Origin of the sequence: Streptomyces sp. NPDC079167 (assembly GCF_040686735.1) — a bacterium.
Classification (GTDB): Bacteria; Actinomycetota; Actinomycetes; order Streptomycetales; family Streptomycetaceae; genus Streptomyces.
Map to the genome: position 1 here is coordinate 32,435 of NZ_JBFBLO010000002.1, position 11,399 is coordinate 43,833.

General features: G+C 72.7%; 9 protein-coding genes. 4 read left to right on the top strand and 5 right to left on the bottom strand.

Annotation, left to right across the window (positions count from 1 at the left end):
- Nucleotides 1–5 precede the first annotated feature (5 nt).
- From AB0P41_RS04380 to AB0P41_RS04390, 3 genes are read left to right on the top strand one after another with little or no spacing between them, the layout of a single operon-like run.
- Complete coding sequence (locus AB0P41_RS04380; protein ID WP_365929993.1) at nt 6–1,982, top strand: beta-galactosidase; 1,977 nt, start codon at nt 6–8, stop codon at nt 1,980–1,982.
- The gene (locus AB0P41_RS04385; RefSeq protein WP_365929995.1) at nt 1,979–4,198 is read left to right on the top strand and encodes a glycoside hydrolase N-terminal domain-containing protein; all 2,220 of its coding nucleotides are present in this window, start codon (nt 1,979–1,981) and stop codon (nt 4,196–4,198) included. The genes AB0P41_RS04380 and AB0P41_RS04385 overlap by 4 nt, the downstream gene beginning before the upstream one ends.
- A gap of 35 nt (nt 4,199–4,233) precedes the next feature.
- The gene (locus tag AB0P41_RS04390; RefSeq protein WP_356713205.1) at nt 4,234–4,938 is read left to right on the top strand and encodes a hypothetical protein; all 705 of its coding nucleotides are present in this window, start codon (nt 4,234–4,236) and stop codon (nt 4,936–4,938) included.
- A gap of 51 nt (nt 4,939–4,989) precedes the next feature.
- On the opposite strand, the gene AB0P41_RS04395 is transcribed toward AB0P41_RS04390, so the two are convergent.
- On the bottom strand, nt 4,990–6,195 hold the full coding sequence (locus AB0P41_RS04395) for an erythromycin esterase family protein (protein WP_365929997.1): 1,206 nt from the start codon (nt 6,193–6,195) through the stop codon (nt 4,990–4,992).
- A gap of 58 nt (nt 6,196–6,253) precedes the next feature.
- On the opposite strand from AB0P41_RS04395, the gene AB0P41_RS04400 reads away from it, so the two are divergent.
- On the top strand, nt 6,254–6,985 hold the full coding sequence (locus AB0P41_RS04400; RefSeq protein WP_356713209.1) for a TioE family transcriptional regulator: 732 nt from the start codon (nt 6,254–6,256) through the stop codon (nt 6,983–6,985).
- A gap of 28 nt (nt 6,986–7,013) precedes the next feature.
- Here AB0P41_RS04400 and AB0P41_RS04405 read toward each other — a convergent pair whose 3' ends face one another.
- The 4 genes from AB0P41_RS04405 to AB0P41_RS04420 all read right to left on the bottom strand — a co-directional run bounded on the left by AB0P41_RS04405 (nt 7,014) and on the right by AB0P41_RS04420 (nt 11,373).
- Entirely contained in the window at nt 7,014–8,768 is a 1,755-nt protein-coding gene (locus AB0P41_RS04405) for an HEXXH motif domain-containing protein (RefSeq protein ID WP_365929999.1), read from the bottom strand.
- Between the two features lie 66 nt (nt 8,769–8,834).
- Complete coding sequence (locus AB0P41_RS04410; protein ID WP_356713213.1) at nt 8,835–9,023, bottom strand: aldo/keto reductase; 189 nt, start codon at nt 9,021–9,023, stop codon at nt 8,835–8,837.
- Nucleotides 9,024–9,124: 101 nt separating this feature from the next.
- Nucleotides 9,125–10,210 carry a caspase family protein gene (locus tag AB0P41_RS04415; protein ID WP_365930001.1) on the bottom strand — a complete coding sequence of 362 codons (1,086 nt, stop codon included), beginning with the start codon at nt 10,208–10,210 and terminating at the stop codon, nt 9,125–9,127.
- Nucleotides 10,207–11,373, bottom strand: coding sequence for a hypothetical protein (locus AB0P41_RS04420; RefSeq protein ID WP_365930003.1), 1,167 nt, complete (start codon nt 11,371–11,373; stop codon nt 10,207–10,209). The genes AB0P41_RS04415 and AB0P41_RS04420 overlap by 4 nt, the downstream gene beginning before the upstream one ends.
- Nucleotides 11,374–11,399 lie beyond the last annotated feature (26 nt).

Here is an 11,399-nt window from a genome sequence, read left to right on the forward strand (position 1 = left end):
CGTCCATGCCGTCCCTGCACGACGCCACCCGTGGCCGCGTCCTCTTCGGAGGCGACTACAACCCCGAGCAGTGGCCCGAGGAGGTGTGGGCCGACGACGTACGGCTGATGAGGGAGGCCGGGGTCAACTCGGTCACCGTCGGGGTCTTCTCCTGGGCGATGATCGAACCACGCCCCGGGGCACGCGAGTTCGGCTGGCTCGACCGGCTGCTCGACCTGCTGCACACCCATGGCATCGGCGTCGTGCTGGCCACCCCCACGTCCTCGCCGCCGCCGTGGATGGGAGCGCTCCACCCCGAGACACTGCCGCGCACCGAAGACGGCGTGGTCGTCAACTACGGTTCCCGGCAGCACTTCTGTCCGAGCTCGCCGGTGTACCGGAGATATGCCGCCGCCCTCACCGAGGACCTCGCGGCACGGTACGCCGACCATCCGGCGCTCACCGTCTGGCACATCAACAACGAGTACTGCACGCACTGCTGGTGCGACGGGACCGCCGCGCACTTCCGGCGCTGGCTGACCGCCCGGTACACGACCCTGGAGGCGCTCGACGAGGCCTGGGGCACGGCGTTCTGGAGTCAGCGTTACGGCTCCTGGGACGAGATCCTGCCGCCGCGCCGGGCGCAGTACATGCGCAACCCCGCGCAGGAGCTGGACTTCAAGCGGTTCACCTCCGACGCCCTGATGGAGTGCTACACCGCCGAGCGGGACATCGTCGCCCGGCACACCCCGCACATCCCGGTGACGACCAACTTCATGCCGCTGTGGTCCGGCCAGGACGCCTGGGCCTGGGCGGAGCAGGAGGACATCGTCTCCGTCGACGTCTACCCGGATCCGACGGACCCGCGGGGCGGACAGTACAACGCGATGCTCGCCGACATGACCCGTTCACAGGCCCGCGGGCCGTGGATGGTGATGGAGCAGTCGGCCGGACCGGTCAACTGGCGTCCCGTCAACCATCCGAAGCCCGCCGGCCTCAACCGGCTCTGGTCGATGCAGTCGGTGGCCAGGGGCGCGGACGCCCTCTGCTACTTCCAGTGGCGGCAGTCCCGGCAGGGCGCCGAGAAGTTCCACTCCGGGATGCTGAGCCATGCCGGTGAGCACGGCCGCACCTTCCGGGAGGTCAAGCGCGTCGGAGCCGAACTCGCCCTGATCGGCGCAGAGGTGAGCGGCACCGACGTCCCCGCCGAGGTCGCCGTGCTGCACGACTGGGACGCCTGGTGGTCCAGCACCCAGGAAGGGCGGCCGTCCTCCCTCGTCTCGTACACGGAGCTGGTCCAGGCGTGGCACCGGGGCCTGTGGGACGGCGGGATCAGCACGGAGTTCGCCCGGCCCGACGCCGACCTGAGCGCGTACCGCCTGGTGCTCGTCCCGCAGCTCCAGCTCCTGTCCGACGCGGCGACGGACAACCTCGTCGCCTATGTGCGGGGCGGCGGCACCCTGGTGTGCGGGTTCTTCACCGGCGTCGCGGACGTCGACGACCGGATCCGGCCGGGCGGCATGGACAGCAGGCTGCGTGAGCTGTTCGGCATCCGTACGGTGCACGAGTGGTGGCCCCTGGACGAGGGCGCGACGGTGGAGTGCGAGGGCTTCCGGGGCACCCTGTGGTCGGAGGAGCTGGAACCCGACGGCAGCGCCGAGACGGTGTCCGCGTACCGCGGCGGTGAGCTGGACGGGCTTCCGTCCGTGCTCCGCAAGGGCACCGCGTGGTACGTCTCCACGCTGCCCGAGCCGGAGGCGCTGCGCGGACTGCTCGGCCGGGCAGCGGCCGAGGCCGGCGTGCGTCCCGTACTGGAGGGACTCCCGGCCGGTGTCGAGGCGGTGCGCCGCGGCAAGCTGCTCTTCCTCCTGAACCACGGCCGCACCCCGGCCGGGGTGGGCCTGCCGGGCCTCCACGTCGATCTGCTCACGGGGGCCGAGTCCGACGGCGTCGTCGAGCTTGAGCGCTACGGCGTGGCGGTGCTCAGAGACGCGTCCGCATGATCGACGGTACGTGGGAGCCCCGGCCCGCCGCCCGCTGGGAGGACGCGTTCCTCAGCGGCAACGGCCGTCACGGTGCGATGGTGTACGGCGATCCCGCGGACGACCGGGTGATCGTGAACCACCACAGCCTCGTGCGGCCCAACGGCAGCGAGGACCTGCGGCCGCCGGAGCTCGCGGACGGGCTCGGCCGCCTCCAGGACGCACTGCTGACCGGGGACACGACTGCGGCCGAGGACTTCGGCGCGGGCCGCCCGCTGGTGTGGGTGCAGCCCTTCCACCCGGCGTTCCGCTCGCGTGTGCGGCGGACCCGGGGGCTGCACGAGGCGGTCGCCGGATACAGGCGTGAGGTCGACTTCACGACGGGTGAGGTGACCGCGTCCTACGAGGCATGGCGCAGCAGCGTGTTCGTGTCACGGGCCGACGACGTGATCGTGCAGCACGTCACCGACCTCGGACTGACGGCCGACCTCGTCCTGGACCACTCGCTGCCGGGCGCCCCGGCGCATCTGGCGGTCGGCCGCTCCACCGTGCTGACTCCCGGGGGCGCGCGCCTGGCCCTGCGGGTGGGCTATCCGGGCAGCGACCTCGGGTACACGGGCGTCACGGTGGCGCGTGTGGACGGCGGACGGGTGTCGGTGGCCGGCGAGGGGATCCGTATCGAGGGGGCGCAGAGCCTGACCCTGACGACCCGGGTCGTCAGGGGGCCCGGCCTTCCGGACCTCGGGGAGCTGTGGGCCGCGCTGCCCGGCGAGGACTACGCCACGCTCCTGGACCGCCACCGGCCGCTGCACCGGACCGCGTACGGCAGGGCCGCCCTCGTGCTGCGGGACGCGGCGCCGGAGCGGGGGCTGTCCGGCAGCGAGCTGCTGCGTGCCCCGAAGTCCCCGGCGCTGCTGGAACGGCTCTTCGCGGCGGGCCGCTACCACCTCCTCTCCTCCTCAGGGGTGCTGCCGCCCCGGCTGACGGGTCTGTGGACCGGCGACTGGGACACCGCCTGGTCCGGAGCCTTCACCACGAACGCCAATCTCAATTTGCAGATCGCCTCCGCGGCGGCAGCCGCCCTCCCGGAGGTCACCGAGGCCCACGCCGCCCTCATTTACGGGCAGTTGGCGGACTGGCGGGACAACGCCCGGGCGCTCTTCGGTGCCCGGGGCATCGTCGCGCCGTCCCACACGGACGGGGCTTCGGGTCACACCAGGCACTTCCAGCGCGCCTATCCGCTGCATCTGTGGACGGCCGGTGCGGACTGGCTGCTGCAGCCGCTGCTGGAGCACGCCGAGGTGACGACGGGCGCCCCGGACGCCGCGCTGACCGGTGCTCTCGTCGAAGTGGCGCAGTTCTACGAGGACTTCCTCAGCCGGGAGGACCCGGACGGGAACGTGGCCGTCGTGCCCTCGTACTCCCCGGAGAACCGGCCGGCCAACGCGAGCTGGGGCACGGTCAACGCCACCATGGACATCGCGGCCGCCCGACACGCCCTGACGACGGCCGCCGAGCACGCCCCCGGTCATCCGTCGGCCGGACTCTGGCGCTCGCTCGCGGCGAGGCTCCCGGCGTACCTGGTGAACGAGGACGGGGCGCTCGCGGAGTGGGCGTGGCCGGGTCTGCGCGAGACGTACGACCACCGCCACCTGAGTCACCTGTACCCGGTGTGGCCGCTGGACGCGATCAACCCGTACGACACCCCGGGGCCGGCCGCTGCCGCACACCGCGCGCTGGAGCTGCGCGGTTCGGAGAACGACTCCGCCCACGGCCATCTGCACCACGCGTTGATCGCCGCCCGGCTGCGGGACCCGTCCCGGGTCTCGGCGGCCCTGGACGCGGTGCTGGGCGGCGACTTCTTCCACGACTCGCTGATGAGCGCGCACTACCCGTCCCGGAACGTCTACAACGCGGACGCGGCCCATACCCTGCCCGCCGCCGTGATCGAGTCGCTCGTCCAGTCGGCGCCCGGCCGCCTGGTGCTGCTGCCGGCCCTCCCGGCGGCGTACCCGGCCGGTGAACTCCGGGGCATGCGCACACGGTTCGGCGCGCGTCTGGACCTGCGGTGGTCGGAGCACGGCGCGACCGTCCGGCTGTGTCCCACCCGCGACGCCCGGGTCGATCTGCGTACGGGCGACGGGTTCGCCCTCACCGAGACCTCCGCCGGGAACTCCCGGGCTCCGCTGGAGCTGACGGCCGGCGTGGACCACGTCCTCACCCTGGGGGCGCGGTAGCAGTCCTCCATCCCCACATGGAAGGAACAAACCCCATGACACGATCCACCCTGACCAGGAGGCTCCTGGCGCCGACGGCGGCCGTGGCCGCGCTGATCGGCTTCGCGGCGGCACCGGCGCACGCCGCGATCTGGACCTCGTCGGAGCAGTGGGGCAACTACACCACGTCCGACGACTACATCCTCTACAACAACATCTGGGGTTCCGGTGCGGGCACCCAGACCATCTGGGCCAACTCGTCGAGCAACTGGGGCGTGACGGCGGACCACCCGGACACCGGTGGCATCAAGTCGTACCCGAACGCCAAGAAGATCGTGAACAAGCCCATCACGTCGCTGTCGTCGCTGGCCAGCGACTACAACGTGACCGTCCCGTCGTCCGGGGCGTACAACACCTCGTACGACATCTGGGACACCGACTACGACTACGAGGTCATGCTCTGGGTGAACCAGACCGGTGCCGTCGGCCCGCTCGGCACCTCCCAGGGGACCGTCACGCTCGGCGGCCACAGCTGGGCCGTGTACAAGGGCGACAACGGCGCCAACGAGGTCTTCTCGTTCCTCCGGACCTCCGACTCGTCCGCGGGCACCGTGGACATCCTGCCCATCCTGAAGTGGATCAAGGACAAGGGCTGGTGGGGCGACGAGACCATCGGTGACGTCCAGTTCGGTTACGAGATCACGTCGTCGTCCGGCGGTCTGGACTTCGTGACCAACGAGTTCGACGTCTCGTCGGGCTGATCGGGCCGGGACGGGCCGGGGGACGCCCCCGGCCCGTCTCCCGGGCCGTTGTCACCGGCTCCGGGGGACGTCCTTGACGAACACGAGGCCGTCGCCTGCCGCGAGGTGGGCCGGGTCGAGCGGGGCATACCCGAACCAGGGGGATTCGCGGCGCGCCGGCGGAGTGCCGCCGAGGGCGGTGGCCAGCCGCGAGGGTGCGACGAGGCAGCGGTCCTCGGGGAGCCCGTACAGAATCCCTTCGGCGGTGTCCGGGGGCGGGGTGCCCACTCCCTGGTGCCGGATCGTGCCGAGCGCCGTGGCCACGAAGGCGTACTCCTCGCCGAGCCGGGCGCTCACCAGCGCGCCGGCGCTCCACCACTCGACGGGCCCCTGCCACATCCGCATCGAGCTCTTCTCCCGCTGGAGATGGGAGTTGTGGGCGTGGACGAACGCCGGTCCGCGCGCGGCGACGGCGAGGAGGTTGTCGGCCATCATCCGGTCCCGCAGCGCGCACAGCCGGGTCATGCGGGCCGGTGAGGTGTCGGCCGTCCAGCGGTGGTAGCGCAGCAGGCCGGTGGCGGTCCGGCCGTAGAGGCGCGCCCGGTCCAGGTCGTCGCGCGGGGTCGCCGTGACCAGGTGTGGCGTCTGGGTGTCGAGCAGTGCCACCAGGTCGTCGGCGAGCAGTCGCAGCCGGCCGGCGTCGGCCGACCGCCCCACGGAACGTGCCGGGTCCGTCATCGCGGCAGGATCGGTCCAGCGGTCGTCGGCCCCGAGCAGACGGTCGAGCGACTCCACGGTGCACGGGAGCAGTTCCGGGTCCACGTGGTCCGTGAGGTAGCCGTGGAGCGCGGTGAGGGCCTGGCGTGGGCTCGCGGCGGCGGTGATCTCCAGCGGGCCGTCGAACCCTGCGAAGCGGAGCTGCTCGGAAGCGGGCCGGCCGTCGTTGTGGGCGCGCATCCAGCGCACCAGCTCGCGGTTGGAGGCGGAGGTGCCCCAGCCGTGGCTGATCCCGCGCTCCACGACGTCGTCGAGCGTGCCCGTTCCCGAGGTGACGTAGTCGTCGACGAGCAGACCCGCCATGCAGTCGCTCTCGATCGCGATCGTCCGGTAGCCCTCCTGCTCGACGAGCTGCCGGAAGAGCTCGTTGCGGAGGTCGAGCAGGGCCTCCTCGCCGTGGGTGGGCTCGCCGAGGGCGAGGAGGCGGGGCCGGGCGGGGAGCAGCCTCATCACGGCTGCGGCGTCGACGGCATGAACGGTGTCCTTGATGTCAGTGTCCATGCCTTAAACGGTATCTTTGAACCTTCGGTTGAGACTTTGCCGCGCTATCGTCGGCGTCATGGGTCATAACCTTCAAACCGGTGTGCGGCTCAGGCCGGTCGATCTCGCACGGGGGCACGGGCTGTCGACGCAGGCGGTGAGGAACTACGAGGAGGCCGGCATCCTTCCGGCAGCCGACCGCACACCTCACGGCTACCGCACCTACACGCCGCTGCACGCGGGGGCGCTGCGCGCGTTCCTCGCACTGGTTCCGGCCCACGGTCACCGCACGGCGACGTCGGTCATGCGTGCCGTGAACGAGGGCGCGGCCGAGGAGGCGTTCCGCCTCATCGACGAGAGCCACGCCCAGCTCCTCGACGACCGGCGGACGCTCCAGGCCGTGGAGAGTGCCCTCCGTGACCTGGAGCCCGTCGCCGGGGCCGGTCCGGCCGCGGTGTCCGGGGCCGCCGGGACGTTCATCGGTCCGCTGGCGGGGAAGCTCGGCATCCGGCCCGCGACGCTCCGCAAGTGGGAGAGCGCCGGGCTGGTGCACCCGCGCCGCGACCCGCGGACCGGGTACCGCGTGTACGACGAGGCCGCAGTGCGGGACGCCGGAATGACCCACCAGCTCAGGCGCGGCGGCTACCTGCTGGAGCAGATCGCCCCGCTGATCGCCCAGGTGCGGGCAGCGGGAGGCCCGGAGCCGCTGGAGGCCGCGCTGCGCGACTGGCACGGGCGGCTGTCCGCCCGGGGGCGGGCGATGCTGACGGGGGCGGCGGAGCTGGACGCCTACCTCCGCGAACGCGGATGAGACGGGGCGCGCGTCTCCGCACCCGGCGTCAGTGCACGTCGGGGCCGCCTGCCAGCCAGCGGGCGGTCCGTGTCCAGTCGTCGGGCGGTGTCCCCTCCACAAGGGCCGCGAACCGCTCGGGACGGGCCAGCAGCCGGCGGTCGTGCGGGCGCAGCGCCGTGTGCGCCAGCAGCCAGCCGGACAGCGCGTGCGGATCGAGCGGGCCGGGCCCGCGCAGTTGCGCGGTGTACGCCGCGCGGGCCGCTTCCGGGTCTCCCGCGACGAGCAGTTCGTCGGCCGACGGTGAGGGGCCGGCCTCGAACTCCCGTAGCCGGTACAGGCGTGCGCGGCCGTCCTGCCAGTGGCCACGGCCCGGATCCGTCGCGACCAGCACCTGACCACCGGGCGCGGGGGCAGCGCCCGATCGCCGCGCCTTGAGGAGTGTCCCCCGGTCGTCCTCACCGCAGCGCAGATTGCGCAGCCGCCACTCCACCCGGTGGCTGACAGCGGAGGCCCGCGCCCTGGCCACGGTCGCGGGATCCAGGGGTTCCCTCAACCAGCCGTCGACGGTCTCGGACAGCCGGGTGACGAGCCGCCTGCCCGGTCCGGTGAGCCGGGCCTGTGTCGCCAGGGTGCGCAGGACCATACGGGTCTGGAGCCGGCGCATGGCGAAGAGGTACGGCGCCCGCCCGTCCGGGTCCGCCCCGGTGTCCCCGATCCGCTCCCGCCAGAATCCGGTGACGCCGACGAAGGCGTACGCACCGTGGAGGAGACCGGGCAGATGGCGGGGATCGGCGCGCCAGGGCGCGTAGTGCCGCTCGGCCCGGTCGTCGTCGAGGAGCGGGAACAGGTGGAGCAGGGCGCCCAGTTTGCTGTGCTGGAATTCGTGGACGAGGGTTTCCGCGAGGGCGAGACCGTCCGGCGGCCGGGCGATCACCATCGAGGCGAAGGCGTCACCCGTGGAGGCGCTGAGCCCCTCGGCCGGAATGGGGAGATCCGCGTCGCCGTCCTCGGCGTGCCAGGGCACGATGCGGCTGATCTCCTCGGGCCGCAGCCCGCCCGCGCCCACCGTTCCGCCCCGGCCCAGTATGGCGACGGCGTCGGCGAACAGCTTCTGCCAGCAACGGAGTTCGTCGGGCCCGAGCCGGCCGGGGGCTATCGGCTCGTCCAGGTCGCGGTAGGGGTCGAGGTCGTCGAGCTGGACGGTGCGCGTCCCCGGGCCGGTCTCCAGCCGGTGCACGGGAAGCCAGTGCGGTGATTCCCGCTCCGTGAGCGGGCGTACGACGATGTCCGGCCCGTGACCGGTCCGCACGGTGAGGGTCCCTCCGGAGACCGTGACTCCCACCGGGTGGTAGTCGCCCCCGTCCGTGCCGGGCAGCCGGACCATTCCCAGCGCGGGCAGTCCCAGGGTTCCGCCCCGCGCGGGCAGGAGCAGCTCGGCGTCGGTGCCGGCGTGGACGGCCGCAGCCGCGGCCACCGCGGCGATCTGCCCGGCGTCGGCCCACAGGGGCGGCCCGGACGCCGTGCCGTGCAGCCGGCGGAGCGTGTGGGCGAGCCAGCTGCCGACCTGGGGGGTCAGCAGGAGCGTCTCGACCGGCTCGGGGGCACGGTCCGCGGCGGCCTCCAGCGTGGGCCAGACCGTCCGTGCGTCGAGCGGACCGAGAATGCGGGGGTCCGCGTCGAAGAGGTCGAAGAGCTCACGCAGGAGCAGGAGACGGCGCGTACGCTCGCCCCGGACCAGGAACGCGACGGCCTCGGGCGAGCCGCCGCCCGCGGCGATCTCGTCGAACAGCGGTCCTGGCATGCGGATCGGGGCGTACACATCGCTCCCTGTCGTGGACGGTTTCATCGCGGTGGCCCGTGGGGCCTTCTACTCGGCCCGGCCGGGCTCACCGTTTCCCATCGCGTTGGTGCGCGCGCGCCGGATCTCGGCGAGCAGCCGTGCCGCCCCGCTCGGGGCGGGCAGACGCCTCAGGTCGGCGACGCCTACGGAGGTCAGGTCCATCAGGTCGGACTCGATGTGATCGGGTGTGTCTTCGGCGGGCACCGGCTGGTACAAGGCGCGCTCCCCCTTCGCGAGCGGTGGCACAGGATGCCACCGTTTACTCCATCATGACGAATGGGACCCCTTCCCGAAACCCGTGTGATCACGCCAGCGGATCACATTCCTGGCCCGGACTCCGCCATGAAGTCCTGCACCGAAGCCTTGAGTTCGGCGGACCGGCCGGCGTCGTCGTCGAGCAGTCTCACCGCGTCGTACAGCTCGTACAGGCCGTCCTTGCGCTTTCTGAGGGTGCGTACGATGCCGATCACGTCCGTGCGCGGCACCAGGTGCCTGGGCATGCGGGCGACGGCGGCTGCGGGCAGTTCGTTGACCAGGGTCTGCCGCTCGTCACGGTCGCTCATCAGCGGATACGCCATCAGCGCCTCGATGAGCCTGCCCAGCGGCGTCATCCCGGGAGGTGGCGGGTCCGACTGCTCGATGTGCGCGTGCCCTGGTCTCTCCAGCCGGAAGTCGACGGTCTGCCGGGCGTTGCCGGCTGCCTGGAGAGCGTCCATCCGTGCCTTCACGGCCTCGAAGAGGGACTGGGGGTCCGGCACCGGCTCGTCGGGAAGAGCGCTCAGAACGATGTCCGAGAACACGCCGAGCCGGCGGTCCGGATCGTTGGCCGCCCGCTGCCCACGGCCTGCGGCGAACATCAGGATCTGCTCGTGCGCGGCGACCCGCCCTCCGGCCGGCAGGCGCTCCGTGGGCGGAGGCTGCGGGAAGCGGTGCAGCTCGTCGAAGGTGCGGCACGCGTCGACCATCCACATCTGCACGCCCAGACCGGGGGTCACGTCGCTTCTGAGCCGGGCGAGTGCCGACTCGACATGGATGTTGCGCCGGTCACCCAGGGTCGCGTCGGCGGTGTAGAGCCGGGTGTTGTCGTCCGTGTCCAGCACTCCGTGGCCACCCCACCACACCCACAGCGCTTCGTCCCCGCGGTCCGGGAGGTCGGTGATGAAGGCGCGTCTCAGCGACTCGTGGTCGGCCGGGCGGAACGGGACCTCGGGCACGCTGCCCGGCAGCGGTGCGAGATGGAGCTGCACATGGCTGTCGCGTACTCCGCGCGCCAGCAGCCAGTCGCGGAAGCGGAGGGCGTCCCGGGCAGGGCCCGGCAGGTCCCAGGCGGGCCCGGCGGCGTACTTCTCGATGCCGACGACGAGGGCGAACACGCGGTCCGCCGGGATGGGGCGGCGGGTCATGACAACCGCTCCCCGATCGCTCCGTAGACGGCGGGATCGGTCCAGTAGGCGCTGTGCGCCACGGGGAAGGGCTGCCGGCTGTCGGTGGCGACGTCCTGGGCCCGGCCGGGGAAGAGCGGTTCGGCGGCGTACCCGAGAAGGTCGCGGCGGTCGTAGATGTTCAGCCACGGCGGAACGTGGCCGGGCAGCGGATCCGGGTGGGCGAGCATGGGCAGTGCGCCCGTCTCGTACAGGAAGGAGCCCTGCGAGCCGACGGTTATCAGGAGTTCGACGCCGGGCAGCGGGCCGGATATGAGCGTGTCGAGCGAGATGATGCCGCCGAGGCTGTGCCCGAGCAGGACGACAGGCGGCTCCAGCGTGCCGACGAGGTCCCGCAGCCCCTGGCGCATGTCCTCACCCCTGGCGAGGTATCTGAGGATGTCCCCGGCGGCCGGGTGCGCGGCGTCCGTGAGCGCGCGGCGGCGCCGCACGGCGTAGCGGGAGCCGAGGCGTACGAGGGGCCTTCCCGCCATCCGGAGCAGGGGGCCTCGGCCGGTGCCTGCCGGTGCGGCACCCAGGCGTTCCGCCAGGGCGGCGACGGCCGCGTCCCTGCCGTCGCCTCCGGTCTGGACGGGGCTGTCCGCCGCGATCTCCGCACCGACGACTGTGGCGGTCAGGGCCCTGGCCAGCACCGATGCCAGGGTTTCCGGATCCAGCGCTTCGGCGGCGGGGCCGAGAAGGGGACTGCGCGCGAGCTCGGCCGCCGCCTCCCGAAGCCAGGGTGCGAGTGCTTCCGCTCCGGGTTCGCCCCGGGCCGCGATGTCCAGGAGGAGTGCCCTCGGGCGTTCGTCCGGGAAGGCGGCTCCGGGCGGCGTCGGGCGTCCGGACCCCGCGGCGGCCGCCGCCGCCAGCTCGGCCGTCGGATCGTCGTACAGCCGGGCCCACTCCTCCACGTCGTCGCGCCCGTCGGGGCCCGAGGTGCTCCTGCCCGTTCCCGCGCCCGGTGCGGCCGGAATGCTGGCACCGTCCGCGGCAAGCTCGGCCCCGTACGGCCCGCCCCAGTCGTACGCGATGAGGCGTGCGCCCGGAGCCGTCGCGGCCAGCCCTGAGGTGATCTTCGCGACCAGCCCGCCCAGGTGCGGTTCGCGCACACCTGTGCCGTGAGTGAAGACCACCGTGGTCATGTGCCCGTCCCCCGTCGCCTCTTCGA

Coding starts and splice junctions, on each gene's coding strand:
- AB0P41_RS04380 (WP_365929993.1), top strand. CDS start 6: ATGCCGTCCCTGCACGACGCCACCCGTGGCCGCGTCCTCTTCGGAGGC.
- AB0P41_RS04385 (WP_365929995.1), top strand. CDS start 1,979: ATGATCGACGGTACGTGGGAGCCCCGGCCCGCCGCCCGCTGGGAGGAC.
- AB0P41_RS04390 (WP_356713205.1), top strand. CDS start 4,234: ATGACACGATCCACCCTGACCAGGAGGCTCCTGGCGCCGACGGCGGCC.
- AB0P41_RS04395 (WP_365929997.1), bottom strand. CDS start 6,195: ATGGACACTGACATCAAGGACACCGTTCATGCCGTCGACGCCGCAGCC.
- AB0P41_RS04400 (WP_356713209.1), top strand. CDS start 6,254: ATGGGTCATAACCTTCAAACCGGTGTGCGGCTCAGGCCGGTCGATCTC.
- AB0P41_RS04405 (WP_365929999.1), bottom strand. CDS start 8,768: ATGCCAGGACCGCTGTTCGACGAGATCGCCGCGGGCGGCGGCTCGCCC.
- AB0P41_RS04415 (WP_365930001.1), bottom strand. CDS start 10,210: ATGACCCGCCGCCCCATCCCGGCGGACCGCGTGTTCGCCCTCGTCGTC.
- AB0P41_RS04420 (WP_365930003.1), bottom strand. CDS start 11,373: ATGACCACGGTGGTCTTCACTCACGGCACAGGTGTGCGCGAACCGCAC.